Source organism: Nocardia sp. NPDC059228, assembly GCF_042754245.1.
Lineage (GTDB): Bacteria > Actinomycetota > Actinomycetes > Mycobacteriales > Mycobacteriaceae > Nocardia.
Window position 1 is genome coordinate 335,870 of sequence record NZ_JBHZAL010000003.1, and the last position, 26,514, is coordinate 362,383.

Genomic DNA, 26,514 nt, shown 5'->3' on the forward strand with positions numbered 1-26,514 from the left:
AGGCGCGGAGAGGCGGAATTGTTCATGGCCAACCTGATCAACCTGGAAGCGGTCAGCAAGAGCTTCGGCATCAAGCCGCTGCTCGACAACATCTCCCTCGGGGTTCAGGAGGGGGAGCGGATCGGTGTCGTCGGTCTCAACGGTGGCGGCAAGACCACGCTGCTGGAAGTGCTGACCGGAATCGAGGACCCGGACTCGGGGCGCGTCAGCCGTCGCGGTGATCTGCGCATGGCCGTCGTCACCCAGCGCGGCATGCTGCCCGAGGGTGCGACCGTCGGCGAGGTCGTGCTCGCGGGCCTGGCCGAGGATCAGCGCACCGACGGTGTCGCCGAACACGAATGGGCCGCCAATCCGCGCATCCGATCCGTGGTCGAGGGCATCGGCATCGCCGACCTCGGCATGGACACCCCCGTGGCCAACCTCTCCGGCGGCGAGCGCCGCCGCACCGCCCTGGCCGCCGCCCTGGTCCGCGACCTCGACCTGCTGGTCCTCGACGAGCCCACCAACCACCTCGACGTCGAGGGCGTGCAGTGGCTGGCCGAGCACCTGCTGAACCGCCGCAGCGCGCTGGTGGTCGTCACCCACGACCGCTGGTTCCTCGACACCGTCGCCACCCGCACCTGGGAGGTGCAGGGCGGCCGGGTCGAGACCTACGAGGGCGGCTACAACGACTGGATCTTCGCCCGCGCCGAACGCGTCCGCCAGGCCGACGCCAGCGAGGCCCGCCGCCAGAACCTGGCCCGCAAGGAACTCGCGTGGCTGCGCCGCGGCGCGCCCGCCCGGACCTCCAAGCCGCGCTACCGCATCGAGGCCGCCGAGGCCCTGATCGCCAACGTGCCGCCGCCGCGCGACACCGTCGAGCTGGCCTCCTTCGCGCGAAAGCGCCTGGGCCGCGTGGTGATCGAGCTCGAGGACGCCACCCTCGCCACCCCGGACGGCCGGGAACTGGTGACCGACCTGACCTGGCGGCTCGCCCCGGGCGAGCGCGTTGGCCTGGTCGGCGTGAACGGGTCGGGCAAGACCACGCTGCTGCGCGCGCTCGCCGGCGACGCGGACCCGAAGTCCGGCAAGCGGATCCAGGGCCAGACCGTCAAGATCGGCTGGCTGCGTCAGGAACTCGACGACCTGCCGCTGAACATGCGGGTGCTGGAGGCGGTTCAGGACGTGGCGCAGCGCATGATGCTGGGCGACAAGGAGATCAGCGCCGGCCAGCTGGCCGAGCGGCTCGGCTTCACCCCGGCCAAGCAGCGCACCCCGGTCGGCGACCTGTCCGGTGGCGAACGCCGCCGCCTGCAGCTGACCCGCATCCTCATGGCCGAGCCCAATGTGCTGCTGCTCGACGAGCCCACCAACGACCTCGACATCGACACCCTCCAGCAGCTCGAGGACATGCTCGACGGCTGGGCGGGCACCCTGGTGGTGATCTCCCACGACCGCTACCTGATCGAGCGCATCTGCGATTCCACCTGGGCGCTGTTCGGCGACGGCAAGCTCACCAACCTGCCCGGCGGCATCGAGGAGTACCTGCGCAAGCGCGCCGGCCTCACCGCGGGCAAGGCGGCCGCTCCCGTCAAGGCAGCCCCGGCCGGCGCGAATTCCGCCGCCCCGGCGACGGATTCGGCTGCCTACCGCGCGATCCGCAAGGAGCTGGCCAAGCTGGAACGCGCCCTGGAGAAACTCACCGACCGCGAGGACAAGCTGCACGCGGCCCTGGCCGAGGCGGCCACCGAGCCGGACAAGCTGGTCACGCTCGGCGCGGAACTCAAGCAGGTGCAAGCGGAAAAGGAAGCCACAGAAGAGCGCTGGCTCGAACTCGCCGACAGCTAGCCCGCCCCCGACAGTGGGCGGCCGGGAGCCGTTATCCGCTACGCATCCGTGCCGGCGGTTGGGGGCGAACCGATTTCGGACGTACCCGGCGAGGTACCCCAACCGGTCACGAAATGAGTTGTCGCCCTGGCATACGCGTTGCGCGGGGCGCAACCGGAGCTCTACCCGTGCTGTTCGAGCACCTGCGGGTCCAGCGACGGGACCGGCAAGCAGGTGCGGGTGAATCCCGCGCCGAACGAGGTCAATTCGATGGTCCGGTACATCACCTTGGTGCCGAAGCCGGCTCGCTTGAGCAGCCGGCGCACCTCCGGCATGGCCTCGAGCAACTGGTAGCGGTTCGGATTGCCCAGTGCCTCGCGGGTGATGTCGATCAGGCCCAGCCGGTCCAGATTCGTCAGATATTCGTCGATCCGGTTCGGATACCGCAGCGCCGCATCCTCGCCCAGCAGGTTGAAAACGCCGCGGTAGGCCGTCCGCCCGGTCTTCACCTCCACCGCGGGCTGCGGCCCGTCCAGGTACAGGTGCCGCACCACGCGCGCCTCGTCGGGCGCGAGCTCGCCCAGGATGCGGGCGTACGCGGTGTGATGGTGGTTGTCGTCCTCGGTGTGGAAATCGGCGGAGCGGCGCAGCAATTCGGCGCCGCGGGCGCGCAGCACGCTGGCGGGACTCGACTCGGGGGCGATCTCGGCGGCCTCGGGCGCGGTCACGCCCAGTGCCTGCCGGACCGAATGCCGCACCTGCGCACCGGCATCGGAGAGGATCTCGCGCGGCGGCTGCCCGGCCATGCTGCCGCGCAGCACCACCGAGGTCACGCCCAGCGCGGTCTGCAGGCTCCAGAAGCTCGCCTCGACCGCGGCCGACATCGCCACTCGCACCACCCCGGTAGCGGTGCGCACCGGCCCGGCCGCGCCCCGGCGCTCGGCCGTGTCGACCGGCACCGGCAGCGGCGCGGCCTGCCGAACAGCGATGTCGGTGCCGGTATCGGCGGGATCGTCCTCGCCCGAACCTGATTCGGCGCGCCCACCGGTGGACGGGTCGGTCATATCCATGAGGTGGCCACTCCTGTTCCGAAGATCAGGAGGTGAGCGTAACCGGCGAACAGGCCCAGCGCGCCGCCATGGACGAACAAAAGCCATTCGTCCTGTTTGATGGCCGAACGCAGCATGTCCACGAACTCCGGCGGGGGCAGCGCCGACATTTGTTTGGCGATGTACTCCTGCACCTGCTTGCCCTGCTGCACATTGAAGGCCGGGTCGGCGAAGGCGATCGGCGCGATGGTCATCGCCTCGGAGGTGAAGGTGTCCTGCAGCGAGTCGTACTCGCGGCTGCCCAGCGCGAACTTGACCACCGACCGGGCCGGTCCGAGCGCCCGGTCGGCCGCGGGCTTGAGGGTGTCCTGGAGCATCTGCATGGTGCGGTCGGCGCGCGGCCCGTTGAGCAGCTCGTCACCGATATTGGCGACCGTCATGATCTCGCTGGCCACCAGGGCCGCGTACCCCTCGGTGATCTCCGGCTGCCGTTTGATGAGCAGGCCCTGCCGCCACGGGCACCACCACTTCGGGTAGGCGGGCTCGAAGATCAGGTTGATGCCGATCCAGTTCACCACCCAGCCGATGATCACCCCGCCGACCGGCAGCACCACCAGCGACGACCAGCCGGTGAAGTGCAGGATGGCGACCAGCACCAGACCCATGGGCGCACCGAAGTAGAAGCCGAAGTTCTGCATGAATCGCAGTTCCTTGGCGCCCAGCACCTGGAACACCGAGTTCAGCATCTGCGGCCGCGCCTGGAAGTAGCGAATGGTCATCGACTTGACGTCCAGCAGCTGATCGATGTTCTTGCCGAGTTCATCGGTGAGTTCCCGGAGAATATCGGGCAACTGTTCCCGTACGCGGCTGTGCACCATCTCACGCAGACCGGTCGGCAGGTTGTACCAGAGCTGCGGATGTTCGCGCTTCAGGATGTCCTCGACAATGTCGCGAATCTGAAGGTCCGCAATTTCAACAAAATGTTCAGCGAGCTTGTCGGGTTCCAGTTCCCGATAGAAATCCGCGACGCTGCCGAGTTTCGCCAGCCCTTTGTCCACCGCGATGCTGGCCATCTTGTCCGCCCGCGACGGCACGATGCCCTGCCAGCCGATCCGGCCGTCGTACTGCAGCAATGGCAGCACCTGAATGCGCTTGGGCAGCAATGGAAACAACGCAGCCAGGCCCGGCAGCCGAAACCCGTGGAACCGGATCGGCTTGAACAGCATGAGCACACCGGTCCAGTTGGTGATATAGCCGATCACACCCGTGAACAACGGGATGGTGATCAATTCCAAGAGGATGGTCGGACGCACCCCAAAGACACTTTCCAGCACGACACCCTCCTGCCGACCCGCAACGCACCGCCGTTGGCGTTGACAACCCCTCGGCGGTTCGGACCTTACTGGTTCTTTAGGAATCGAGTCCAGCGGGGAGTGTCTGAGTCGGAGATCTCGGTCACACTGGCCGGGCTCGATGTTCCTCTCTCTCGATAGGAACACGAGAATGGCACGGACCACATCCATATCGCGCCCTGTGCGGTCGTGTTGGGGGTCATGTGCGTCGTTCTGCGGCGGACGTGGACTGGGGTAACCTTCGTCTGGCTCGCGGGTTCAACGTGCCCGAAGGTCCGTCGGGGGCAATAATCTGTGGACGATTGTGTTCACCTGGCGATATTCGGAGATGGACGTGGCGGAAGACAGGATCCCGGGGCAGGACGTGGCCCGTCCGGGACCCCGTGCCGTAGAACGCAGTTCGGATGTGGAGAAGCGGCAGATCAGCAATGAGGCCCGGCTGATCCGTGGCGCCTTCCGGGCCGCCGGCCTGGCGGTCGGCACCGCGGTGCGGGGGACCGAGTGGGCCGTCGGCACCAGCTTCGAGATCACCAAACAGCTGACGCAGGCCGCGCTGGACGGCGAGTCGTCGGCCGATATCGCCGAGCGCACGGGGGCGGCGCTGCGGTCCATCGCGCGCAGCGCCCTCGGTGTCACCGAGGGTTCGGTGCGCGAGATCGTCAGTTACGTACCGACTCCCATGGGCGCGCCGCAGGCGGCCATCACCAACGGCCTGGTGCGCTCGGTCACCAATGAGGACCTGCGCCGGCGCGGCGACGCGCTGCTGGCCCGGTCTGCCGACGTCTATTTCACCGAGGACGTGCACCCGGCCTACGACCGGATCCTCGATCAACTCGCCCCCGATGAGGCTCGGATTCTGCGCTTCATGGCGCTGCAGGGTCCGCAGCCGTCGGTGGACGTCCGTACCAACCGGCCGCTGGGCATCGGTTCCGAGCTGGTCGCCGGGGACCTGACCTCGGTTCCGGAGCAGTCCGGCGTCCGCTACCCGGATCGGGCCCGGCACTACCTGATCAATCTGAACCGCCTCGGTCTCACCATGACCTCGGAAGATCCGGTCGTTTTGTCGCGATACATGGTGCTCGAGGTGCAGCCCGTCGTGGAGCAGGCGCTGAAAAAGGCCGGTCGCGTGCCCAAGATCGTGCGAAAGAGTCTGCGTCTGACCGAGTTCGGCGAGGATTTCTGCAACACCTGCTTCAGCATCAACGGCTGAGTCGGTATCCGGCTGATAGCGATCCGGTACAAATCCGTGCCGATCCCTGAAGGTTTCCTACACCTGATGGGATGGTTGAAGGTATGGATTCCGATGCCGTCGCGGCGATCAGCCGGCTGAAGTTCCGTTACCTGCGCGCGCTCGACACGAAGGCGTGGGACGAGTTCGCCGACACGATGATTCCGGAGGCCACCGCCACCTACAGCGAATACCTCCAGTTCGAATCGCGCGACGCCTTCCTGGCCTTCATGCGCAACACCCTGGGCCCGCACGTCATCACCGAACATCGCTGCGACCACCCGGAAATCGACGTTCACGGCGACGAGGCCACCGGCACCTGGTACCTGGCCGACACCGTCCTCATCCCGGGACACAACATGCTGCTCCGCGGCGCGGCGTTCTATTCGGACCGCTACGTCCGCTGCGACGACGGGCAGTGGCGCATCGCGCACACCGGATACGAGCGCACCTATGAGGTGGTGCTGTCCCTGTCGGATCTGCCCAGCCTGCGCCTGACCTCGAGCCGCTGGGGGCTGATCGCCCGCGAACCCGCGGAATCGCCGCGCACCGAACCCAGCTCGGACGGGACGAGCACGATCGGCTGACGGCATCGGGCCGCTGCTCACCGCAGCGAACGTGTCACTGTCGCCTGCGCCGAATGCGTTGCGCGTCAGTGCAGCTGGTTCTGCGCGGTTTCCAAGCCCACACGCAGCAGCAGTTCGACCGCGTCGGCGGTCTGCTCGACGATCACCGGAACCTCTTTGCGTTCCGGCGCGGAGAAGGGCTTGAGGACGTAGTCCGCGGGATCCTGGCGCCCCGGCGGGCGGCCGATGCCGAAGCGGACGCGCAGATAGTCCTTGGTGGTGAGGGCCTGCGAGATGGAGCGCAGCCCATTGTGCCCGCCCTCGCCGCCGCCGCGCTTGAGGCGGATGGCGCCGAAGGGGAGGTCGAGCTCGTCGTGGACGACGATCACCTCGGTGGCGGGCACGGAGAAGAATTTGGCCAGCGCCGCGACGGGCCGCCCGGACAGGTTCATGTAGGTGCGCGGCTTGGCCAGCAGCACCTTGCGCCCGTCCAGGCGGGCCTCGAGCAGATCCGCGCCGGACTTCTTGTGCACGGTGAATCGGCCGCCGACGCGCTCCGCGAGCACATCGGCGACCAGGAAACCGACATTGTGCCGGGTGCGCTCGTATTCGGATCCGGGATTACCCAGACCGACCACCAGCGCGGGCCCGGCCGTTGCCTCGGTCATCGAGAACCGTTGTGGGAGTAGGGAGTTACTCCGCGGCTTCCTCGGAAGCGGCGGCCTCTTCCTCGGCGGCGGCGGCCGGGGCGGCGATGATGTTGACGATCAGGGCCTCGGCGTCACCGGCCAGGGCGACACCCTTCGGCAGCTCGATCTGGCCGGCGGTGATCTGGGTGCCGGCCTCGGCGCCCTCGATCGAGACCTCGATGGACTCGGGGATGTTCAGAGCCTCGGCCTCGATGGACAGGGTGGTGGCGTCCTGGGTGACCAGGGTGCCGGCGGCGGCGTCGCCGACCAGGGCGACGAGCACGTCGGCGGTGACCTTCTCGCCGCGGCGCACGATCAGCAGGTCGGCGTGCTCGATGTAGCGGCGGATCGGGTGGACGACGACCGACTTGGTCAGCGCCAGCTGCTTCTTGCCGTTGATGTCGAGGTTCAGGACGGCGTTGGTGCCGTGCTCACGCAGGATGGCAGCGAACGCCTGGGCGTTCACCGACAGGTGCTGCGGCTCCTCGTTGTGGCCGTAGAGCACGGCCGGGACATTGCCGTCGCGGCGGGTACGGCGGGCAGCGCCCTTGCCGAACTCGGTGCGTACGGTGGCTTCGAGAAGGTTGGCGTCGGACATGACTGTCTACTCCCTACGGCTCGTCCGGCTGTAATGTCAGCGTGTCGCCAGGCGACGGGGCCGCCCTGGCTGAGGTTGGTCTGCTCGTCGGCGAAGACCAACATGGACGGCCGTATAGGCCGAGCCGCGTCGATCACGGTGGGCAGTTGGGTGCCACACCCTCGCCGAGACAACCTGAAGACTCTAACATGCGGCCGGAACGACTCTGCGGCACCCCCTCGACGACCGGGTGCGGGGCGGGCGTTCCCAGGAATTGCACAGGAATATTTCCACTCTTGTTTCCCGCAATCTGACACACTACCATTTCGCATCACTCCGCCTCGCGGGGAATGCTTTGCGCCATAGGGAAATGCGTCCCCCCATTTCCGGTGCCGGGCAATTCGAACGACAGGCTGAGTAGCTTGTCTTCCGAGTAAGGATCAGTTTGATGAAGAACATCCGCCGGTTCGGTCTGAGTGCCGTGGGCATCGCCGCCGTCTCCGCCACCGTCGCTCTCACCGCCCCGGTCGCCGCGGCCGATTCGAATGCCAACTGCCCCCCGTCCAACTCGGGCGGAACCGGAGGAACCGGCAGCGCCAGCAGCCTGGGTCCGCTCATCAACAACATCCTGAGCAGCCTGGGCAACCTGGGCGGCCACGGCACTTCGACGTCGACCGGCAGTTCGTCCGCCGTCAGCTGACAAAAATCAGCACGGCAACCGGCGGCCGGCTATCTGTTTGCCTCGTTGTCGCAACCGGTGCGGATCACCGCCACCGTTACTGCGGGTAATCCCGCTTCCGGTGGCGGAGATTCCTTTCCGGTGCTAGGCAATTTGATCGGCACGCTGAGTAGCTTGTCTTCGAAGTAAGGAAACAGATTCATGAAGAACATCCGCCGGTTCGGTCTGAGCGCCGCGGGCATCGCAGCCATCTCCGCCACCGTCGCCCTCACCGCCCCGTTCGCCGCCGCGGACACCTCCAGCAACGGTATGACCGTGGTCGGCAGCAACTTCCAGACCGGCACGGCGTACACCATCAACATCATCACCGGCGTTCCCGGCGTCACCGCCAACGTGTACGACACCAACGCCTCCAACGCCACGGTGTCGGTCGGCTCGGCGACCTCCTCGGGCTCCACCCAGGCGTCCGTGCAGTGGACCCCGGCCACCTCGGGCTCGCATCACCTGTGGGTGGTGCTGAGCGGCGGCTCCCAGTCGGTGCCGACCTCCGGCCCGGTGGATGTCACCGTCTCCGACCCTTCGACGACCACCACCACGACCGGAACCGGTAGCGCGGGCTCGCTGATCCCGCTGATCAGCAACCTGCTGAGCAGCCTCGGCGCTTCCTCTCAGGTGAGCTGACGTTCCGGCTGTTCTGTTTACCGGGCCGTCTCGATATACCCGGCCCTGTCGATTACGCGGCGTCTGCGGCCTTGAACGTGGCCGCGTAGCAATCGACGTACGGGCGGCCGGAGCGGCGCACGATATCCGCCATCAGCTCGTCGGTGGCCTGGCGCACGGCCGGCGGATCGGCGGGCGGGATATAGCGCGGGTGGCCGAAGGAGATGCCCACCTTGGCGGGGCGCAGGAAGCGCCGATTGCGCGGATTGACCCGATCGGTGCCGGACAGCACGACGGGGATGACGGGAGCGCCGGTCTCCATGGCCACCCGGACCGCGCCGGTGCGTCCGCGGTAGACGCGGCCGTCGGGTGAGCGGGTCCCCTCCGGGTGAATGCCCCAGATACCGCCCGACCTGAGAATACGGACCGCGGCGGCCAGTGAATCCGATCCCGCGGTGCCGCCGCTGCGATCCACCGGCACCTGGCCGGTGGCATTCATGACGAACCGATTGATGCGGCCGCGCAAGCCGCCCCCGGTGAAGTATTCCTGCTTGGCGATGAAGGTGACCCTGCGGCGCAGCACCAGGCACAGGTAGAACGAGTCCACCACGGCCAGATGGTTCGCCGCGATGATCACCGGGCCGTCCTTCGGGACATGGTGCAGCCCTTCGATCTTCGGTCGCCCGAGGAGTCGCAGCACCGGCCCCACCAATACCTGCTTCAGTAGCCAGTACCACATGGAATGCCTCCCGAATCGTGCCCGTAGACAATGTCTACTAACTGTCCTACCGGACCCGGGTAGACACTGTCTACCCCTATTGGGAGAATGTGACGCATGACTTCGCTCGAGCCGCTGCGGGAACGCCTGGTGACCGCGGGGGTCGCCCTGCTCGAGGAGGTCGGCTCCGGCGAACTCGGCCTCCGCGCCATCGCCCGTGAGGCGGGGGTCTCGCACGGCGCCCCCCGGCGATACTTCCCCACCCACAGCGCCCTGCTGGCCGCCATCGCCGCGCGTGGCTACGCCGACCTGCGGACCGAAATCGATGCGGTGCAGGGTGATACGGCCCCGGCGCGGGTGCAACTCACCTGCCTGGCCTACATCGGTTTCGCGGCCGCGCGGCCGGAGATGTTCACCCTCATGTTCCGCCACGACCTGCTGGAGGGCGCCGGCGAGAACCTGCGGGTGAACACGACACTGCCCATGTTCGCAAGCTGGCGGGCACTGGTCGCCGAGTGCGTGCGCGACGGCGCGGACGAGCGAGCCCTGAGCCTGTGGACCCAGCTGCACGGCATCGCGGTGGTGGTCGCGAATCGCAGTATCGAGGCGATCGCGCCGGGGACCGATATCGAAGCGCTGGTCGCGCAGGCTGTCGCCCGGCACCTCGCAGGGCAAACCGGCGAATAGCGTGCCGGACCCGGACGGCGCTGGACCGGCCGGTCGGGCAGAGGGGCCGGTCACGTACCCTGGGGCGGTTGCCTCGTCTGCACAAAAAGGAGTCCCCCGTGAGTTCCCCGACTGCCCCCTCAGCTACCGCCGGTCGGCTGGCCGACGAGGCGGCGCGGCGGCGCACCTTCGCGGTGATCTCCCACCCGGACGCGGGTAAATCGACGCTCACCGAGGCGCTGGCGCTACACGCCAAGATGATCTCCGAGGCGGGCGCGATCCACGGCAAGGCCGGCCGCCGGTCCACCGTCTCCGACTGGATGGAGATGGAGAAGGCGCGCGGCATCTCCGTCAGCTCCACGGCCCTGCAGTTCGAGTACGGCGACTGCGTCATCAACCTGGTGGACACCCCCGGCCACTCCGACTTCTCGGAGGACACCTACCGCGTGCTCACCGCGGTGGACGCGGCGGTCATGCTCATCGATGCCGCCAAGGGCCTGGAACCGCAGACGCTCAAGCTCTTTCAGGTCGCGCGTGATCGCGGCATCCCGGTCATCACCGTCATCAACAAGTGGGACCGCCCGGGCCAGGCGCCGCTGGAGCTGCTGGACGAGATCGTCGAGCGCATCGGCCTGACCCCCACCCCGCTGTTCCTCCCGGTCGGCATCGCCGGCGATTTCCGTGGCCTGCTGCGCCGCGGCGAGGAGGGCACGCCCACCGAGTACATCCACTTCACCCGCACCGCGGGCGGCGCGACCATCGCCCCCGAGGAGCACTTCACGCCCGAGCAGGCCGCCGAGCGTGAGGGCGATGTGTGGGCCACCGCCGCCGAGGAGAGCGAACTGCTCTCGGCCGCGGGGCAGGACCACGATCAGGAACTGTTCCTGGCCGGGCACACCTCGCCGGTCATCTATGCCTCCGCCATGCTGAACTTCGGTGTGCGCCAGCTGCTCGACACCCTGGTCGAGCTCGCGCCGCCGCCGCGCGGCCGCAAGGACATCAAGGGCAATCCGCGCGATACCACCGCGCCGTTCAGCGCTGTCATCTTCAAGGTGCAGGCGGGCATGGACACCGCGCACCGCGACCGGCTGGCGTTCATGCGCATCGTCTCCGGTGAGTTCGAGCGCGGCATGGTGGTGACCCATGCGCAGACCGGGCGGCCCTTCGCCACCAAGTACGCGCTGACGGTGTTCGGCCGCGAGCGCACCACCGTCGACACCGCCTACCCGGGTGACGTGGTCGGTCTGGTCAACGCCACCGCGCTGGCTCCCGGGCACACCCTGTTCGTGGACAAGAAGGTCGAGTTCCCGCCGATCCCGTCCTTCGCGCCGGAGCACTTCGCGACGCTGCGGGCCCAGACCGCGGGCAAGTACAAGCAGTTCCGCAAGGCCATCGATCAGCTCGACTCCGAGGGCGTGGTGCAGGTGCTGCGCAATGACGCCCGCGGTGACCAGTCGCCGGTGCTGGCCGCGGTCGGTCCCATGCAGTTCGAAGTCGTCACGGCCCGAATGCAATCCGAGTTCAATGTCGAGACCCAGCTCGATCACCTGCCGTACCAGCTGGCCCGGCGCACCGATGCGGAATCGGCGGAGGAGCTGAACCGGCAGCGCGGTGTCGAGGTCTTCACCCGCACCGACGGCGCGCTGCTCGCGCTGTTCAGCGACAAGTGGCGGTTGCAGTACATCACCAAGGAGATGCCGAAGCTGACCCTCGAACTCCTGGTCGCCGGAACGGAATAGCCGGTGCCGCGACCCACCCCCGGGCCGGCTCAGCCGAGGTGGGTGGCGGTGGCCGAGCGCCGGAGCTTGCCGGAGGAGGTCTTGGGCAACGCGCCGGGGCCGAGAACGGTCACGCTGCGGGGCCGGACCCCGACCTCGGAGAAGACCGCGTGCACGATGTCGTGCTCGATGCGGTGGACCTCCTCGCGATTCTGGTGATCGTTGGATTCGACCACGACGGCGAAGCTTTCGCGTTTCTGCCCGGCGTCGAGGCGCACGGCCACCGCATTGCCGGGGCGAACTCCCTTGACGCGCAGGGCCGCTCGCTCGACATCGGTGGGGAAGATATTGCGGCCCGCCATGATGATGACGTCCTTGATGCGGCCGCACACCACCACCAGCCCGTCGTCGGTGAAGTAGCCGAGGTCACCGGTGTCGAGCCAGCCCTCCGGGTCCTGCGCGGCGCGGAAGCCGTCCACCGTGAGGTAGCCGGATGTGACTGCGGGGCCGCGTAATTCGATGACGCCGACGCTGCGCACCGGGAGGGGCCGGCGCTCGGCGTCCACGATCCGGCCCTCGAGGTTGTCGACCAGGTAGCCGAGGGTCGGCAGCCGGCGCACGCCGCCGTGATGGTGTTCCGGATCGCGGATGGGGACGGCCTTGCCGAGGGCCTCCAGCAGGTCGGCGTCGACGACGTCGAGGACCTGGCCGAGGCCCGGATCGGGGATGGAGACCGCGAGGGTGGTCTCGGCCATGCCGTAGACAGGGGTGAGGGCCATGGGGTTGAGGCCGAAGCGTTTTCCGGCCTCGGCGAGGGCGTCCATGGTGTCGGCCTCGACCGGTTCCGCACCGTTCCACATGTAGCGGACACAGCTCAGATCGACCGCACCGTCGGCCGCGTTGCGCAATCGGCGGGCCAGCAGCGAATACGCGAAATTCGGTGCGGCGGTGACGGTTCCGCGATACTTCGAGATCAACTCGGCCCACAGGATGGGGCGGGTCAGGAAGTCCAGCGGGGTCACGCACACCACTTCGGCGCCGAATTGCATGGGCACGCTGAGGAATCCGACCATGCCCATGTCGTGGAACAGCGGCAGCCAGCTGATCATCACGTCGTCGTCGAGCTGGAATTTCACCCGATCGAACATGGCGTGGGCGTTGACGAAGAAGTTGCCGTGCGTGATCTGCACCGCCTTGGGCGACCCGGTGGATCCGGATGTCAACTGCTGCAGGGCGATATCGTCCTCGCCGGTCGGCACCGGCTCGATCGGCTCGCCCGTGCGCATGGCCGCGATGGTCACCACCGCGATACCGCGTTCGCGCAGCAGCGGTTCCGCGATCTCGAACGGCGCGCCCAGAATGACGGCCCGCGCCTGGATCATGCCCAGCACGGTCTCGGTGTCGTGCGCCCACACCTGCAGATCGGTGCGCGGGGTCGGCTGGTGCAGCATGGTGATCGAGGCGCCGCGCATCCACACCGCCTGGCAGGCGGGCGCGATGTCCACCGGCATGCCGGCCAGCACTCCCACCGCGTCACCCGGGCCGATCCCGGCGGCGGCCAGGCCGCCGGCCATCCGGCGGGCGATGTCATGGATCCGGCCCCAGTCGTGCCGCACCGGCGCATCCGGTTCACCGGTCACCAGCCCTCTCCGGGAAACGCGGGCGGTGGCATACATTTCGTCGGTGAATCGGCTCACGATCGACTCCTCAAACGCCGAACCAGCACCTCAAATGATCCCGCGCCCGGTCCGCGCTGTTAACCGTTTCGGCGTTTTGGGCGGCGGTCAGGCGAAGGTCCTGACCGCCCCGACGAAGCGATCCAGGTCCTGGTAGTCGACGAAGCAGTGCGGGGAGGCACGGACCACCGAGTTCAGTTCTCTGGCGGTCATATCGAGCAGCGTGGAGCCGCGGTGGCTGACCGTCACGGTGATGGCCTCGGCGGCCAGCCGATCGCGCACCTGGACCGGTTCCAGGCCGTCGACGGTGAAGGACACGATGCCCGCGTGCTGGATGCCCCGGTCGCGTACCTCGACGCCGGGTGTCTCCTGCAGGGCCTTGCGCAGGTACTCGGCGCGCGCGGCGATCGCCGCGTACACCTGCGCCGGACCCAGGTCGAGCAGGTAGCGCACGGCCGCGCCCAGCGCGAGGCGGCTCGCGACCGAGCATTCCCAGAATTCGAAGCGGCCGGCGTCCGGGGAGAGCACGTAGTCGTCGGGGGCTATCCACTCGGCGCTGTGCAGGTCGAGCCGGCCGGGCTCGAGACTCAGCGCCAGGTCGGGCCGCACATACAGAAATCCGGTGCCACGCGGGCCCCGCAGCCACTTGCGGCCGGTGGCGGACAGCGCGTCCACATCGAGTTCGGCGACATCGAGCGGCAGCTGACCGGCCGACTGGCACGCGTCCAGCAGCGCCAGCGCTCCGACCCGGTGTGCGATGCGGGCGGCCTCGGCGACCGGGTTCACCAGCCCGCCATTGGTCGGAACATGCACCAGCGACACCAGTTTCACGCGCTCGTCGATCATGGCGTCCAGGGCGTCGAGGTCGAGCTGCCCGCTGCCGTCGCTGGGAATGGCCTCCACGACCGCGCCGGTCTGCCGGGCGCGCTGCAGGGCGGCGATGGCATTGCTGCCGTAGTCCACGCCGGAGATCAGGATGCGATCGCCGGGGCTCAGCGGGACCGAGTAGAAGAAGTCGCTCCAGGAGCGGCTGGCGCTGTCGCTGAGGGCCAGCGCGGCCGGCTCGGCATTGATCAGTTCGGCAATGGCCGTCTTGACGCCGTGCAGGTCGTCGATGCGCTCGTTGGCGGCGCGGTAGCCACCGATCTCGGCCTCGCGCCGCAGGTGGTCGATGGCGGTGTCGACGACGATCCGCGGGGGGAGCGAGGACCCGGCGCTGTCGAGAAAGACCTGATTCCGGCACCCCGGCGTGTCGGCGCGCAGACGGGCGATGTCCAGTGTGGCGTTGTCTCTCACATGTTCGACCCTATCCACCGCGCCGAGCGCCCACCGGGGAGCCGCGCTACCCGTTGCGCCGCCTGCGCTTTCGAGCCATCCCACGCGGGATTGCATGAACATCGCCGACACGGCGGCCGGTGCCAGGGCGTCACCGCCCTGCCCGGGCAGATGCTCGCTGACCACGACCGCCGGCGCCGCGCCCGTGCGGTCGGCGAACCGGGGCCGGCGCGACGGCCCAGCTTCCGCATCCGACGCCCAGTAGCGCGGCGATGCCGAATGGGCATTGGCCGTGGTGAGCCGAGACCCCGGATCCATGCCCGCCATCCGCTGGAACGGGCCGCGGATGCCCACTGTGAGCTGGAGGAATGCCGCAATGCCGGGGCCATCGTGCTCTCGGTGCGGCCCTGATAGCAGGATCGGGAATCGGCTGTTCCTCTGCAGGCGTTCTCCATTTCGTCAGATTTCTTGTCACCGTCGCTCGCTACTCTTGTTTGGGTCGCCGTGCGATCCCCAGCGGCGACCGCATCAGACGGAGGTTGGCAATGGCTGTCACGGCGTCACCGACCGATGTGCTGCACAGTGGCCTGGCCGAATCGGAGCCGGGCGGCGAATTCACCTCACGTGCCGCCGCCGAGGCTTACGTCGGAAAAGTCTGTTTCAAACAGGGCCCACCGCTGCTCATCGGCGCCGAACTGGAGTGGCTCACCGCGCAAGGTGAACTTTCGGCGACCAACTCGCGTCCGGACCCGAGGGTCCTCGCGGATGCTCTCGGACCGTATGCGCCACGGTCCATTTCCCCCGATTCCCCGGCCGTTCCGTTGCCGGGAGGCAGCCGGGTCACCCTCGAACCCGGCGGTCAGATCGAACTGTCCAGTGCCCCGTTCGGCACCGCCGCCGAACTGTGCGAGCGCTTGCGGGCAGACTCGATACGCCTGCGGGAGCTGCTCGAATCCCGCGAAATCCGAACTGTTTCCGCCGCCGCCGATGCCACTCGGCGGCCGCTTCGTGTGCTGCAGCTGCCGCGCTACCGGGCCATGGAGCGGTCCTTCGCCGGCATCGGCCCGTTCGGCGCGCTCATGATGTGCAATACCGCCGCCACCCAGGTGAGCGTCGACGCGGGCGCGAATCCCGCCGAGATCGCCGCCCGCTGGCAGGTCCTGTACGCGGTGGGTCCGGCCCTGCTGGCCGCTTTCGCCTGCTCACCGGCGCTGCACACCGCCCCGCCCGGCGACTGGGCCTCGCAGCGCATGCGGGCCTGGCAGCGGCTCGATCAGCTCCGCACCCGGCCGCCCGTGCACGACTGGACCGACCCGATCACCGGGTACGCGCGCTGGGCGCTGGACGTGCCGCTGCTGTGCGTGCGGTCCCTGGACCCGCAGGCCGGTGACTGGTCGGCCCCGCCGGGGGCCACCTTCGCCGACTGGCTGTGCGGGGCGCTGGACGAGGAGATCGGTCGCCGCCCGGACCGGGCGGATCTGGACTATCACCTCACCACCCTGTTCCCGCCGGTCCGCGCGGCCGGGCACCTCGAGGTCCGCTACCTCGACACGCAGCCGGGCGACGGGTGGTCGGTGCCGGTGCATGCCATCGACGCGCTGCTGTCCGATCCCGGAACCATTACGGAGGCAACGGCTCTGGCCGCCTCCACCGCGGATCTCTGGTCCGAATCCGCCCGGCGCGGGCTGGCCGACGCGGAGCTGCGGGCAGCCGCGGTCGCCCTGCTCGACCTGGCCACCGCGCATGCCGCCACGCCCGAGGCGGCCAAGGAATTGGCTGCCGCCGCCGACCGATGTCGCAGCGGCCGCACCCCGACAGAATCGGAAGTTCTCTCATGACTGTTCAGCACCTGCCGGGTTCGGATCGGGCGGAGACCGAGGCGTTGCGCGGACGAATCGCCGACGCGCTCGAGCGGGCGCGCCGGCGGACCATCGGACTGACCGAGTGCGTCGACGAGGCCGAACTGGTCGCGCAGCACTCGCGGCTGATGAGCCCGCTGGTCTGGGATCTCGCACACATCGGCAACCAGGAGGAACTCTGGCTGGTGCGCGATGTGGGCGGGCGGGAACCCGTGCGGCAGGACATCGATCACCTCTACGACGCCTTCCGGCACGCGCGGGCGGACCGGCCCGCGCTGCCGCTGCTGGATCCGGCGCAGGCCCGCGACTATGTCGGCACCGTGCGGGACAAGGTGTGGGATGTGCTGGACCGCAGCCCCTTACGCGGCAATGACCTGGTCCACGACGGTTTCGCCTTCGGCATGATCGCCCAGCACGAGCAGCAGCACGACGAGACCATGCTCGCCACTCACCAGCTGCGGACCGGCGAAGCGGTGCTGTCCGCCCCGCCCACGCCCGCCGCGCGGGTGGCGGTCACCGGTGAAGTCGTCGTTCCCGCGGGCGAATTCATCATGGGCACCGATTCCGATCCCTGGGCCCTGGACAACGAGCGGCCCGCGCACCCGGTGCACGTCGACGCCTTCGCCATCGACGCCGCGCCCATCACCAACGAGCAGTATCTGGCCTTCGTCGACGACGGCGGCTACGAGCGGCCCGAGCTGTGGTCCGAGCGCGGCTGGGCGCACCGCGTGGAGGCGGGGCTGACCGCGCCCCAGTTCTGGGAGCAGGACGCCGGGGGTCGTTGGTGGCGTAGGGTTTTCGGCACCATGCAGCCGCTGCGCGCCCACCAGCCGGTGGTGCACGTCTGCTGGTTCGAGGCCGAGGCCTACGCGAACTGGGCGGGCAAGCGCCTGCCCACCGAGGCGGAATGGGAGAAGGCCGCCCGCTTCGATCCGGCCACCGGCCGCTCCCGCCGATACCCCTGGGGCGATATCGATCCCACCGAGGCCCTGGCGAATCTCGGCCAGCGCCACCTGGAACCGGCCGATGTCGGGGCCTACCCGGCGGGGGCGTCCCCGGCCGGTGTCCATCAGCTGATCGGCGATGTCTGGGAGTGGACCGCTTCAGGTTTCGAGGCCTACCCCGGCTTCCGCGCCTTCCCCTACCGGGAATACTCCGAGGTCTTCTTCGGCGGCGACTACCGCGTCCTGCGCGGTGGTTCCTTCGGTGCCGACCAGGTCGCCTCCCGCGGCACCTTCCGGAACTGGGATCACCCGATCCGCCGCCAGATCTTCGCCGGGTTCCGCCTCGCCCGGGACCTGAGATCGGACGAGCGCTGATGTGCCGTCACCTCGCCTACCTGGGCCCACCCACCCCGGTAGGGGTGCTCCTGACCCGGGGCCCGAATTCCCTGCGCACCCAATCCTGGGCCCCGCGCGACATGCGCGGCGGCGGCACCATCAACGCCGACGGTTTCGGCGTCGCCTGGTGGCACCACCCCGATGCCGCCGCTCCCGACCACGGACCCGGCGTCATCTGGCACGGCGGCACGGCGGCGGATATCCGGGCTGCGGCGGAAACCGCCGGCGTTCCGGCGGATCAGGCCGGAGCCGGTGCCCCGGGCACGGATCCGGTGGTCAGCCGGTATCGCAATGCGGCACCGATCTGGACGGATCCGGCGGTCGACGAGGTGTTGCCGCAGATCCGGTCCGGAGCAGTACTGGCCGCAATCCGTTCCGCCACAGTGGGAATGCCGGTGGAGCGAGCAGCCTGCGCCCCGTTCACCCACGGCCGCTGGGCCTTCAGCCACAACGGCGCGATCCCCGACTGGCGGCGGGCGCTGAGTGCGGTTGCCGCCGAATTCGATTCGCCACCGCTCCTGGAGGCAGAATCCCTGACCGACTCCGCGGCCCTGTGGGTGATCCTGCGTGGGCTGCTCGACGGTGGCGGCGACACCACTGCGGGCGTCGCGCATTCGGGCATCGGCGAATCGCGGAGTTTCGGCGCGACGGTGACGTCCCGGTCGTCGATCAGTGTCACCTCGGCTTCCGGTGCGGCGCCGGAGGTTCGGACCTGGGGGTCGGCCACGACCTCGGACGGCTCGGCCGGCGCGGCGTTCCACGGTGCGGGGGCGAGAGATCCGGGGGAGGTACTGCGGCTGGTGATGGCGGCGGTGCTGGCGCGGTCGCCCCACGCGCGGTTGAACTTGCTGATGGGGGATGGGGCGGGGATTTGGGGGACGACGTGGCATCACTCTTTGTCGGTGTTGGAGACCGACGGGTTCGTGTTGGTGGCCTCGGAACCGTTCGATGACGATCCGCGGTGGCGGCCGATTGCCGATCGGCAGCTGCTGAGCGTGCGGGACGGGCGGGTGTCGGTGGAACCACTGGATATCGAGATCGGAAAGGCTGGCTCATGACTGCGGCTACGCTGGAAATTCATCTGACCGACGAGGATTTGACGACCGCCCTGCGCGCGGACGTGCGACAGGGGCTGACCGCGGAACCGAAGTGGTTGCCGCCCAAGTGGTTCTACGACGCGCGTGGCAGCGAGCTGTTCGAGAAGATCACCGAGCTGCCCGAGTACTACCCGACCCGCACCGAGCGGGCCCTGCTGGAACGGGTGGTCGGCGAGATCGCGCGGACCGCGCAGGCCGAGGTGCTGGTCGAGCTCGGCGCGGGCTCGGCGGCCAAGACCCGGCTGCTGCTCAACGCCCTGAAGGCCGAGGGTCCGCTGAAGAGCTATGTGCCGCAGGATGTCTCGGTCTCGGCGCTGCGGATGGCGGCGGACGAGGTGGCCGCGGAGTTCCCCGGCCTGGGCGTGCACGGCGTGGTCAGTGATTTCACCGCCACCCTCGACAATCTGCCCGGCGGCGGCCGCCGCATGGTCGCCTTCCTGGGCGGCACCATCGGCAACCTGATCCCCGCCGAGCGCGCCGAATTCCTCGGCGGCATCCGGGATGTCCTGGAACCGGGCGAGCAGCTGCTGCTCGGCGCGGGCCTGGTCATCGACCCGGCGGTCCTGGTCCCCGCCTATGACGACGCCGCGGGTGTCACCGCGGAATTCAATCGCAATGTGCTGCATGTCCTGAACGCCCGGCTGGGCGCGAACTTCGAACCGGAGAAGTTCCGGCACGTCGCGATCTGGGACGCCGCGCGGGAGTGGATCGAAATGCGCCTCGAGGCCACCGAGGCCATGGCCGTCCACATCCCGGCGCTCGACCTGACCGTCGATTTCGCGGCGGGCGAGCAGCTGCGCACCGAGATCTCCGCCAAGTTCCGCCGCGAGGTTCTCGAAAGCGAATTGGACGCAGCCGGTTTCACTACCGAGCGGGTGTGGACCGATCCCGCCGAGCGGTTCGCCCTGGTGCTTGCCGAGCGCAAGTAGGCAGAGTGCTCACCGAGCGCAGGTAGGAGTGCGGGCGGTGGCGGCTACTTCTGCGCCGTCACCGCCGCCAGCCACTCGATGAGCGGCCGCATCTCCTCCCACGCCGCCCGGACCTCCCGGCCGGCGCGCGGGGTACTCAGCCACTTGGGTGCGCCGAAATCTCTTCCGGCGGTGAGGGATTTGTGCCGCAGCAGCTCGATGCGCGGGTGATCGATGTCGTAGCCCTTGGGTTTGGTCGCCAGTCTGTCCCCGCCGATCTGGTATCCGGCCGAGACGAGCTGTGCGATCAGCCCTTCCAGCTCCCTCCCGCGCACCTCGTCGTCGATGGCGGCCCGCAACGCGGCCAGCTGGGCGCTCTCGGCGGCGTACATGCCGCCCCCCACCCGCAGTCCGGCCGCGCTGATCTGGACGTACCAGCCGGAGTACTGCGCGCTGTACACCACCGCGCCCTGATGGTTCTTGTAGGGCGACTTGTCCTTGGCGAAGCGCACATCCCGGTACGGCCGGAAGATCTTGGCCTCGCCGAAGTCCGGCTCCAGCTCGGCGACAAGCGCTTTCATCGGATCCCGGACGGACTCCTCCCATACCTGCTTGTGGGCGTTCCAGAAGGTCTTGCTGTTGTCGGCTTCCAGATCCTCGTAGAAGTCGAGTCCGGCGAGCGGGAATCCGGTGAATGCGGTCATGTCAATCAGTGTTCGGCATGACCCCGGAGCCGTAGATCGCGACCCCGATGATGATGCCCAGCACCAGTGCCACCCCGGAGGCGACCGCGGCCCACTTGCCCAGCGGCTCGCCCTTGCTGTGCCCGATCACGCCGAGCACGATGCCCGCGATGCCGAACAGCGGTGGGCAGAAGATGAGCGCGATGACCGCGCAGACGAATCCGATGATCGAGAAGGTCTGCGGCCCGCTGCGCGGCGGCGGCGCACCGAAATTCGCGCCACCGGGATACGGCTGATATGGCTGCCCGTAGGGCTGCTGCTGACCGTAGGGCTCCTGACCGGGTCCGAACTGCTGCGGGTACGGCGGCTGCGCACCCTGGGGGTGAGAAGGCTGCGAACCCTGAGGGTAGGGAGCGTTCGGGTAGGGCGGAAACCCGCCGCCCGGGTAGGCGCCCGGTGGCTGATCGCCCTGTGGCGGGTATCCGTACATCCCGCCCGCCGGGTACTGCGGCTGGGCCGGTGGAGGCTCGGACTGCGCGGCCGGATTGAACTGCGTGGGGTCGGGCTGACCGGGAGGCGGGGGAGCGCCCGGGATGTACCGGAAGGTGATGTCGTCCGCGGGCGGTTCCTCGGTGGGCCGTGCCTTCGAGACGTTTTCTGGCGTGTCCGCCGATGGCGTGTCGGGTTCCTTCTTGAACATGTCGGCCGGTCCGGTGCCGGATTCGTCCGACGGCTTGCCGGGCTCGTGCGGCGGCGTGCTCATCGCGCCCTCCTCGATCGTGGTGTGCGTCTTCAGGGATATCCCTCAACGGGGCGTGCTACGCAACAGTCCTAATCGCCGAGTTCCTCCACGATGTCCATGGCGGCGACCTCCGCGGGCCGGTCGTCCTCGGCCACGAACTCCTCGCGCTGCCGCCGGCGGCTCCACTCCTGGTCGAGTTCGGCTCCGATGCCGAGCCTGCCGGTGTCGTCGCTCTCGCGATCGCGGATGACGAGGTCCTCGGGCGGATCGGTGATGAACCGCGTGTACTCGCGGATCTCGTCCTCCTGATCGTCGTCGCCCAGGTCGTAGTCGAGGTTGTCGACATCGCTGTCGAAGACCTGATCGGTGTCGAAGATCTCGTCCATCAGACGGGCATCGTCCTCGTCGGGCCGGCCGGCCATTCGGCACCACCTCTCCGCGCAGTCAGCGCACCAGTAGCAACCCTGAGTTCGATCCAACGCTACCGCTTACCTGCAGAAACGGACATCCATTGTCGCCCCCATTTCACGCAAAAGCGCCCCTCCCGGAAGTGGGAGGGGCGCTCGTTGAAGCGATGGTGATGGCCGCCCCGGTGGGTTCGGGGCAGAGCCCCGGTTGCCGTTGGGGTTCAGGGGCGGAGCCCCTGAGAGCCTACGAGAGTTGCGGTTATGCGTTCCCGTTGAAAAGGCCGGTGACGGAACCGTTTTCGAAGACCTCGCGGATGGTCTGCGCCAGCAGCGGGGCGATCGACAGCACGGTCAGCGTCGGGAACTTCTTGGCCTCGTCGATCGGCAGGGTGTTGGTCACCACGACCTCCTTGGCCCCGCAGCTGGCCAGACGCTCGGCGGCCGGGTCGGACAGGATGCCGTGGGTGGCGGCGATGACCACGTCGCCCGCGCCGGCCTGCTTGAGCACCTTGACCGCGCCGGCGATGGTGCCACCGGTGTCGATCATGTCGTCGATCAGGATGCAGGTGCGACCCTCGACCTCACCGACCACGCGGTTGGAGACGGTCTGGTTGGGGACCAGCGGGTCGCGGGTCTTGTGGATGAACGCCATCGGCGCGTCGGCCAGCGAGTTCGCCCACTTCTCGGCGACCTTCACGCGGCCGGCGTCGGGGGAGACGACCGTGATGTTGGACAGGTCGTAGTTGTTGCGGATGTGCTCGGCCAGCTGCACCTGCGCGTGCATGTGATCGACCGGGCCGTCGAAGAAGCCCTGGATCTGATCGGTGTGCAGGTCGATGGTGATGATGCGGTCCGCGCCCGCGGTCTTGAGCAGGTCCGCGATCAGGCGGGCCGAGATGGGCTCGCGGCCGCGGTGCTTCTTGTCCTGACGGGCGTAGGGGTAGAAGGGCAGCACCGAGGTGATGCGCTTGGCCGAACCGCGCTTGAGCGCGTCGATCATGATCAGGTGCTCCATGACCCACTGGTTCAGCGGGGCCGGGAAGCTCTGCAGCACGAAAGCGTCGGAGCCGCGCACCGATTCCTCGAACCGGACGAAGGTCTCACCGTTTGCGAAGTCGCGCGCGGTCTGGGGAGTGACGTGAACGTTGAGTTCCTTGGCCACCGCCTCGGCGAGCTCAGGATGAGCGCGCCCCGAGAACAGCATCAGATTCTTCTGGTTATCGGTAGAGAACGCGGTCACTGACGTTCGCCATCCTTTTGCTCGTTGGATATCTCGGTGGTTCCCGGCGGATCCGGGAGAGCCGCGAGCGCCGCTTCGGCCGCGCGGGCTGCATCGGTGCCGGGGCGATTGCGCTGCACCCAGCCTTCAATGTTGCGTTGTGCTCCACCCGACACCGCGAGCGCTCCCGGGGGAACGCTTCTGCGCAGTACAGTACCCGCCGCCGAATACGCGCCGTCACCCACGGTGACCGGCGCGACGAACATGGTGTCGCTGCCCGTGCGCACGTGCGAGCCGACGGTGGTGTGGTGCTTCTTGACCCCGTCGTAATTGACGAAGACGCTGGACGCGCCGATATTGCTGTACTCGCCGATGGTGGCGTCGCCGACATAGGTGAGGTGCGGGACCTTGGAGTGCGCACCGATGGTGGCGTTCTTGGTCTCGACGAAGCCGCCGATCTTGCCCTCGGCGCCGAGCGAGGTGCCGGGCCGCAGATAGGCGAAGGGGCCGACGTTCGCGCCCGGGCCGATGCTCGACTTCTCGCCGTGCGTGCGCACCACCTTGGCGCCGTCGCCGACGGTCACGTCGGTGAGCGTGCAGTCCGGTCCGATCTCGGCGTCCTCGCCGATCACGGTGTCGCCCAACAGTTGTACGCCCGGCCGGATGACGGCGTCGCGGCCGATCATCACATTGCTGTCGATCCAGGTGCTGCCCGGATCGATGATGGTGACCCCGGCGCGCATGTGCCGTTCGAGGATGTAGCGGTTGAGGGTGCGGGCCGCGCCGGCCAGCTGCACCCGGTCGTTCACGCCGGTGACCTTGGCGGAATCGATCAGCCGCGCGCCGTGTACCGGATGTCCGGCCTCGCGGGCCAGCTTGAGCACGTCGGTGAGGTACAGCTCGTGGCGGGCGTTGGCGGTATCGATGCGCGAGATCATGATTCGCAGCACGGCCGCGTCGAAGACGTAGACGCCGGAGTTGACCTCGGTGATGGCCGCCTGGGCCGGGCTGGCGTCGGCGTGCTCGACGATCTCCAGCACGTGACCCTGGGCGTCGCGCACGATGCGGCCATAGCCGTTCGGGTCCTCGGGCTCGAAAGTCAGTACGGTGACTGCGGATCCGTCGGAGTAGCTGCGGTGCTCGTCGAGCAGCGCGTGCAGGGTGTGACCGTCCAGCAGTGGCACGTCGGCGTAGGTGACGAGGACGTCGCCGTCGAAGTTCTCCGGCAGCGAGGTGAGCGCGCACTGCACGGCGTGCCCGGTACCGCGCTGTTCCTCCTGCACCGCCAGGGTGATCTGGCGGCCCAGTTCGGCTCCCACCTTGCCGACCGCGTCGCCGACCTGTTCGCGATCGTGACCGATCACGGTGATGAGCGCCGTCGGGTCGATCTCGTGCGCGGCATGCAGTGCGTGGGCGAGCATGCTCCGACCGGCAAGCGGGTGCAACACCTTGGGTGTCTTGGACCGCATTCGGGTTCCGGCTCCGGCGGCGAGAACGACGACGGCGGTCTGCTGTGGCATGGATCTCCCTCGGCTGCCGGTCATCGTGTGCTGAGTCAGGTTGTGCTGGGCCACAGTGGGTCAGCACCCACAGCGTGGTCAGCGATTCTGTGCGGGGCCCACCATATCGACCCTGCTCGTGAGCTCCGCCGCCAGGACTCGAACCTGGACAAACTGAACCAAAATCAGTTGTGCTGCCATTACACCACGGCGGATTGGCGCTTCATGCGGGTCTGATCCTCGCATGAAGTACGCCCCTACGTCGAACTGTGCTCCCCCGCCTCTCCGTGTTTCTTGCCGACGAGTCACGTGCGGGGCCGGTTCGCGTCGCGGACCGGCGGTTACGACGCAACGGACTGACCCCGTACCCCAGGAGTTACCCCGATCGAGACAAATCAGTTGTTACGTTGGCGAATACGGACGGCGAGTGCCCCCTGGCCGCATTCTCCTGGAGAGTCTGGAACAGTTATGAGCGGTCTGACGGCGGAGTAGGGAGGCGGTAGCGATGACGGGCGGTGAGGGCAGTCGGCCCGCGCGGGCGCGCATGACCGGCACTCAGCGCCGCCAGCAGCTCATCGAGATCGGCCGGGCGCTGTTCGCGGAGCGGGGGTACGACGCCACCTCGATCGAGGAGATCGCGGCGCGGGCCCAGGTGTCGAAACCAGTGGTGTACGAGCACTTCGGCGGCAAGGAGGGGCTCTACGCCGTGGTGGTCGACCGGGAGATGTCGACGCTGCTGGAGATGATCACCTCCTCGCTCACCCAGAACCGTTCGCGGGTGCGGCTCGAGCAGGTGGCGCTGGCGTTGCTCACCTATATGGAGGAGCGCACCGACGGCTTCCGGATCCTCATGCGGGATCAGCCGGTGTCGGCCGCGGAGGGCACCTACTCGAGTCTGCTGAACGAGGCCGTGAATCAGGTGGCCCACATTCTGGCCGGGGATTTCGAGCGCCGCGGGCTGGATCCGACGCTGGCGACGCTGTACGGGCAGGCGCTGGTGGGAATGGTTGCGACGGCGGCGACCTGGTGGCTGGACGAGCGCCAGCCATCCAAGGAAGTGGTGGCCGCGCACCTGGTGAACCTGTGCTGGAACGGCCTCACTCATTTGGAGGCCGAACCCCAGCTGGCGTCGGAATGGCCGAGCGGCAAGGGGTTATAGAACCCGGCGGTTTGAATTCAGGTCTGATATGTCTGTCCTAGCGGGGCAGAACTGGACAGTTAACCAGCGAATTGCGAAGGAGGACGGGTCGAATGCTCGAATCGACTGGCAGCACGCAGCCGGGTGGTACGGTTCACCCATCCTTCGAGTGCTGTTCGAACTGTGATGTCGGTCAACTTCGGGATATCGGTCTACTTCAGGATGGCTGGTTTGATGACAGGCGGCTCTGATGGCTAGGCAGGCGCGTGCGGAGATCACTCGCGATTCCGTGCTCGCGGGCGCGGCCGATGTCTTTCTGCGGCTGGGCTACGCGAACGCGTCCCTGTCCGAGATCATCGCGCAGTCGAATGTGACCAAGGGCGCGTTGTACTTTCACTTCGGATCCAAGGAAGAACTGGCGCGCGCGGTCGTCGATCAGGGCAACGAGCGACTGGTCAGCGCATGCCAGGGATTCTTCGATCCGCGGGTGCCGGCGCTGGAGGCGTGCATCGGGATCACCTATGTGGTCGCCGACCTCACCATGAACGATCCGATGGTGGGCGCGATGCTCAAACTGACCCACCAGATCGGCGACTATCGCGGCGCGAGCGGCGACAATATCGCCAAGACCTGGGGTGAGACGCACCGTTTGCTCGCCGAACGCGCGATCACCCAGGGGGATCTCAAACCCGACCTAGATCCCGACACCATCGGCATGCTGCTGCAGGAGATGACCAGCGGCGTCCATATCGTCGCGGTCAGCACCGAGTCCATCGATCAGATGGCGACCCGCATGGAGCGGGCCTGGTACTTCCTGCTGCCGAGCATCGTGCCCGAGGAGAAGGTCGCCTACTTCCGCGAATTCGCGGCTCGGCGCCTGCGTCGCTACGTGCAGTGAGACTGAGCGCCGTGCAGTGAGACTGTGCACGGTGCAGTGCGGTGAGCACCGTGCGGTGCGTGTGA

General features: G+C 68.1%; 25 protein-coding genes and 1 tRNA gene. 13 read left to right on the forward strand and 13 right to left on the reverse strand.

All coding sequences use genetic code 11. From position 1 onward, the window contains the following. The first annotated feature begins 24 nt into the window (after positions 1-24). Complete coding sequence (locus tag ACFXKA_RS07665; protein WP_379426537.1) at positions 25-1,827, forward strand: ABC-F family ATP-binding cassette domain-containing protein; 1,803 nt, start codon at positions 25-27, stop codon at positions 1,825-1,827. Between the two features lie 161 nt (positions 1,828-1,988). Here ACFXKA_RS07665 and ACFXKA_RS07670 read toward each other — a convergent pair whose 3' ends face one another. Both ACFXKA_RS07670 and ACFXKA_RS07675 read right to left on the reverse strand, forming a co-directional pair. Continuing rightward, positions 1,989-2,876 carry an Abi-alpha family protein gene (locus ACFXKA_RS07670; protein WP_379426538.1) on the reverse strand — a complete coding sequence of 296 codons (888 nt, stop codon included), beginning with the start codon at positions 2,874-2,876 and terminating at the stop codon, positions 1,989-1,991. Further along, positions 2,867-4,189 carry a hypothetical protein gene (locus tag ACFXKA_RS07675; protein ID WP_354836062.1) on the reverse strand — a complete coding sequence of 441 codons (1,323 nt, stop codon included), beginning with the start codon at positions 4,187-4,189 and terminating at the stop codon, positions 2,867-2,869. The genes ACFXKA_RS07670 and ACFXKA_RS07675 overlap by 10 nt, the downstream gene beginning before the upstream one ends. Before the next feature lie 346 nt (positions 4,190-4,535). Here ACFXKA_RS07675 and ACFXKA_RS07680 point away from each other — a divergent pair, with 346 nt between their 5' ends. Both ACFXKA_RS07680 and ACFXKA_RS07685 read left to right on the forward strand, forming a co-directional pair. Beyond that, positions 4,536-5,417 (forward strand): DUF4393 domain-containing protein, encoded by an 882-nt coding sequence (locus tag ACFXKA_RS07680; RefSeq protein WP_354836060.1) that lies wholly within the window; start codon positions 4,536-4,538, stop codon positions 5,415-5,417. An 83-nt stretch (positions 5,418-5,500) separates the two neighbouring features. Beyond that, the gene (locus ACFXKA_RS07685) at positions 5,501-6,022 is read left to right on the forward strand and encodes a nuclear transport factor 2 family protein (RefSeq protein WP_354836058.1); all 522 of its coding nucleotides are present in this window, start codon (positions 5,501-5,503) and stop codon (positions 6,020-6,022) included. A 65-nt stretch (positions 6,023-6,087) separates the two neighbouring features. On the opposite strand, the gene pth is transcribed toward ACFXKA_RS07685, so the two are convergent. Then, positions 6,088-6,669 carry an aminoacyl-tRNA hydrolase gene (gene pth / locus ACFXKA_RS07690; RefSeq protein WP_354836056.1) on the reverse strand — a complete coding sequence of 194 codons (582 nt, stop codon included), beginning with the start codon at positions 6,667-6,669 and terminating at the stop codon, positions 6,088-6,090. 25 nt (positions 6,670-6,694) lie between these two features. Continuing rightward, a complete protein-coding gene (locus tag ACFXKA_RS07695) occupies positions 6,695-7,288 on the reverse strand; it encodes a 50S ribosomal protein L25/general stress protein Ctc (RefSeq protein WP_379426539.1) in 594 nt (197 codons plus the stop codon). A gap of 427 nt (positions 7,289-7,715) precedes the next feature. On the opposite strand from ACFXKA_RS07695, the gene ACFXKA_RS07700 reads away from it, so the two are divergent. Then, positions 7,716-7,967 (forward strand): hypothetical protein, encoded by a 252-nt coding sequence (locus ACFXKA_RS07700; protein WP_379426540.1) that lies wholly within the window; start codon positions 7,716-7,718, stop codon positions 7,965-7,967. Positions 7,968-8,147: 180 nt separating this feature from the next. Beyond that, positions 8,148-8,627, forward strand: coding sequence for a hypothetical protein (locus ACFXKA_RS07705; protein WP_379426541.1), 480 nt, complete (start codon positions 8,148-8,150; stop codon positions 8,625-8,627). 52 nt (positions 8,628-8,679) lie between these two features. On the opposite strand, the gene ACFXKA_RS07710 is transcribed toward ACFXKA_RS07705, so the two are convergent. Then, positions 8,680-9,345 (reverse strand): lysophospholipid acyltransferase family protein, encoded by a 666-nt coding sequence (locus ACFXKA_RS07710; protein ID WP_379426542.1) that lies wholly within the window; start codon positions 9,343-9,345, stop codon positions 8,680-8,682. Positions 9,346-9,441: 96 nt separating this feature from the next. On the opposite strand from ACFXKA_RS07710, the gene ACFXKA_RS07715 reads away from it, so the two are divergent. Further along, complete coding sequence (locus ACFXKA_RS07715; protein WP_379426543.1) at positions 9,442-10,011, forward strand: TetR/AcrR family transcriptional regulator; 570 nt, start codon at positions 9,442-9,444, stop codon at positions 10,009-10,011. Positions 10,012-10,109: 98 nt separating this feature from the next. Then, positions 10,110-11,729 (forward strand): peptide chain release factor 3, encoded by a 1,620-nt coding sequence (locus ACFXKA_RS07720; protein WP_364623024.1) that lies wholly within the window; start codon positions 10,110-10,112, stop codon positions 11,727-11,729. Positions 11,730-11,758: 29 nt separating this feature from the next. Here ACFXKA_RS07720 and ACFXKA_RS07725 read toward each other — a convergent pair whose 3' ends face one another. Further along, complete coding sequence (locus ACFXKA_RS07725) at positions 11,759-13,405, reverse strand: fatty acyl-AMP ligase (RefSeq protein ID WP_379426544.1); 1,647 nt, start codon at positions 13,403-13,405, stop codon at positions 11,759-11,761. Between the two features lie 87 nt (positions 13,406-13,492). Next, positions 13,493-14,680 carry an aminotransferase class V-fold PLP-dependent enzyme gene (locus tag ACFXKA_RS07730; RefSeq protein ID WP_379426626.1) on the reverse strand — a complete coding sequence of 396 codons (1,188 nt, stop codon included), beginning with the start codon at positions 14,678-14,680 and terminating at the stop codon, positions 13,493-13,495. A 524-nt stretch (positions 14,681-15,204) separates the two neighbouring features. On the opposite strand from ACFXKA_RS07730, the gene egtA reads away from it, so the two are divergent. The 4 genes from egtA to egtD are packed head-to-tail and all read left to right on the forward strand — an operon-like array spanning position 15,205 to position 19,884. Beyond that, positions 15,205-16,497 carry an ergothioneine biosynthesis glutamate--cysteine ligase EgtA gene (gene egtA / locus ACFXKA_RS07735; RefSeq protein WP_354836036.1) on the forward strand — a complete coding sequence of 431 codons (1,293 nt, stop codon included), beginning with the start codon at positions 15,205-15,207 and terminating at the stop codon, positions 16,495-16,497. Next, positions 16,494-17,837 (forward strand): ergothioneine biosynthesis protein EgtB, encoded by a 1,344-nt coding sequence (gene egtB / locus ACFXKA_RS07740; RefSeq protein ID WP_379426545.1) that lies wholly within the window; start codon positions 16,494-16,496, stop codon positions 17,835-17,837. The genes egtA and egtB overlap by 4 nt, the downstream gene beginning before the upstream one ends. Beyond that, the gene (locus ACFXKA_RS07745) at positions 17,837-18,916 is read left to right on the forward strand and encodes an ergothioneine biosynthesis protein EgtC (protein ID WP_379426546.1); all 1,080 of its coding nucleotides are present in this window, start codon (positions 17,837-17,839) and stop codon (positions 18,914-18,916) included. Before egtB ends, ACFXKA_RS07745 begins: the two co-directional genes overlap by 1 nt. Then, positions 18,913-19,884, forward strand: coding sequence for an L-histidine N(alpha)-methyltransferase (gene egtD, locus ACFXKA_RS07750; RefSeq protein ID WP_379426547.1), 972 nt, complete (start codon positions 18,913-18,915; stop codon positions 19,882-19,884). Before ACFXKA_RS07745 ends, egtD begins: the two co-directional genes overlap by 4 nt. A gap of 44 nt (positions 19,885-19,928) precedes the next feature. On the opposite strand, the gene ACFXKA_RS07755 is transcribed toward egtD, so the two are convergent. From ACFXKA_RS07755 to ACFXKA_RS07780, 6 genes are all read right to left on the reverse strand, one after another. Further along, positions 19,929-20,567, reverse strand: a complete 639-nt coding sequence (locus ACFXKA_RS07755) for a DUF2461 domain-containing protein (RefSeq protein WP_354836028.1) — start codon at positions 20,565-20,567, stop codon at positions 19,929-19,931. Between the two features lies 1 nt (position 20,568). Further along, positions 20,569-21,309, reverse strand: coding sequence for a hypothetical protein (locus ACFXKA_RS07760; RefSeq protein ID WP_379426548.1), 741 nt, complete (start codon positions 21,307-21,309; stop codon positions 20,569-20,571). Positions 21,310-21,377: 68 nt separating this feature from the next. Next, entirely contained in the window at positions 21,378-21,710 is a 333-nt protein-coding gene (locus ACFXKA_RS07765) for a hypothetical protein (protein ID WP_354836024.1), read from the reverse strand. A gap of 244 nt (positions 21,711-21,954) precedes the next feature. Next, positions 21,955-22,935, reverse strand: a complete 981-nt coding sequence (locus ACFXKA_RS07770) for a ribose-phosphate diphosphokinase (RefSeq protein ID WP_379397574.1) — start codon at positions 22,933-22,935, stop codon at positions 21,955-21,957. Next, positions 22,932-24,434: a bifunctional UDP-N-acetylglucosamine diphosphorylase/glucosamine-1-phosphate N-acetyltransferase GlmU gene (glmU, locus tag ACFXKA_RS07775; protein ID WP_379426549.1), complete on the reverse strand. Its 1,503-nt coding sequence runs from the start codon at positions 24,432-24,434 to the stop codon at positions 22,932-22,934. Before glmU ends, ACFXKA_RS07770 begins: the two co-directional genes overlap by 4 nt. A gap of 123 nt (positions 24,435-24,557) precedes the next feature. Further along, positions 24,558-24,628 (reverse strand) — tRNA-Gln (locus ACFXKA_RS07780). Between the two features lie 329 nt (positions 24,629-24,957). On the opposite strand from ACFXKA_RS07780, the gene ACFXKA_RS07785 reads away from it, so the two are divergent. Then, positions 24,958-25,572: a TetR/AcrR family transcriptional regulator gene (locus tag ACFXKA_RS07785; protein ID WP_354836545.1), complete on the forward strand. Its 615-nt coding sequence runs from the start codon at positions 24,958-24,960 to the stop codon at positions 25,570-25,572. Positions 25,573-25,801: 229 nt separating this feature from the next. Beyond that, positions 25,802-26,449, forward strand: a complete 648-nt coding sequence (locus ACFXKA_RS07790) for a TetR family transcriptional regulator (protein WP_379426550.1) — start codon at positions 25,802-25,804, stop codon at positions 26,447-26,449. Positions 26,450-26,514 lie beyond the last annotated feature (65 nt).

Bases quoted from the DNA above. Each gene is read 5' to 3' on its own strand.
- ACFXKA_RS07710 (WP_379426542.1), bottom strand. From the start codon at position 9,345: ATGTGGTACTGGCTACTGAAGCAGGTATTGGTGGGGCCGGTGCTGCGA.
- ACFXKA_RS07670 (WP_379426538.1), bottom strand. From the start codon at position 2,876: ATGGATATGACCGACCCGTCCACCGGTGGGCGCGCCGAATCAGGTTCG.
- ACFXKA_RS07755 (WP_354836028.1), bottom strand. From the start codon at position 20,567: ATGACCGCATTCACCGGATTCCCGCTCGCCGGACTCGACTTCTACGAG.
- ACFXKA_RS07695 (WP_379426539.1), bottom strand. From the start codon at position 7,288: ATGTCCGACGCCAACCTTCTCGAAGCCACCGTACGCACCGAGTTCGGC.
- ACFXKA_RS07665 (WP_379426537.1), top strand. From the start codon at position 25: ATGGCCAACCTGATCAACCTGGAAGCGGTCAGCAAGAGCTTCGGCATC.
- ACFXKA_RS07760 (WP_379426548.1), bottom strand. From the start codon at position 21,309: ATGAGCACGCCGCCGCACGAGCCCGGCAAGCCGTCGGACGAATCCGGC.
- egtD (WP_379426547.1), top strand. From the start codon at position 18,913: ATGACTGCGGCTACGCTGGAAATTCATCTGACCGACGAGGATTTGACG.
- ACFXKA_RS07715 (WP_379426543.1), top strand. From the start codon at position 9,442: ATGACTTCGCTCGAGCCGCTGCGGGAACGCCTGGTGACCGCGGGGGTC.
- ACFXKA_RS07785 (WP_354836545.1), top strand. From the start codon at position 24,958: ATGACCGGCACTCAGCGCCGCCAGCAGCTCATCGAGATCGGCCGGGCG.
- ACFXKA_RS07680 (WP_354836060.1), top strand. From the start codon at position 4,536: ATGGACGTGGCGGAAGACAGGATCCCGGGGCAGGACGTGGCCCGTCCG.
- ACFXKA_RS07790 (WP_379426550.1), top strand. From the start codon at position 25,802: ATGGCTAGGCAGGCGCGTGCGGAGATCACTCGCGATTCCGTGCTCGCG.
- pth (WP_354836056.1), bottom strand. From the start codon at position 6,669: ATGACCGAGGCAACGGCCGGGCCCGCGCTGGTGGTCGGTCTGGGTAAT.
- ACFXKA_RS07765 (WP_354836024.1), bottom strand. From the start codon at position 21,710: ATGGCCGGCCGGCCCGACGAGGACGATGCCCGTCTGATGGACGAGATC.
- glmU (WP_379426549.1), bottom strand. From the start codon at position 24,434: ATGCCACAGCAGACCGCCGTCGTCGTTCTCGCCGCCGGAGCCGGAACC.
- ACFXKA_RS07700 (WP_379426540.1), top strand. From the start codon at position 7,716: ATGAAGAACATCCGCCGGTTCGGTCTGAGTGCCGTGGGCATCGCCGCC.
- ACFXKA_RS07745 (WP_379426546.1), top strand. From the start codon at position 17,837: ATGTGCCGTCACCTCGCCTACCTGGGCCCACCCACCCCGGTAGGGGTG.
- egtA (WP_354836036.1), top strand. From the start codon at position 15,205: ATGGCTGTCACGGCGTCACCGACCGATGTGCTGCACAGTGGCCTGGCC.
- egtB (WP_379426545.1), top strand. From the start codon at position 16,494: ATGACTGTTCAGCACCTGCCGGGTTCGGATCGGGCGGAGACCGAGGCG.
- ACFXKA_RS07705 (WP_379426541.1), top strand. From the start codon at position 8,148: ATGAAGAACATCCGCCGGTTCGGTCTGAGCGCCGCGGGCATCGCAGCC.
- ACFXKA_RS07685 (WP_354836058.1), top strand. From the start codon at position 5,501: ATGGATTCCGATGCCGTCGCGGCGATCAGCCGGCTGAAGTTCCGTTAC.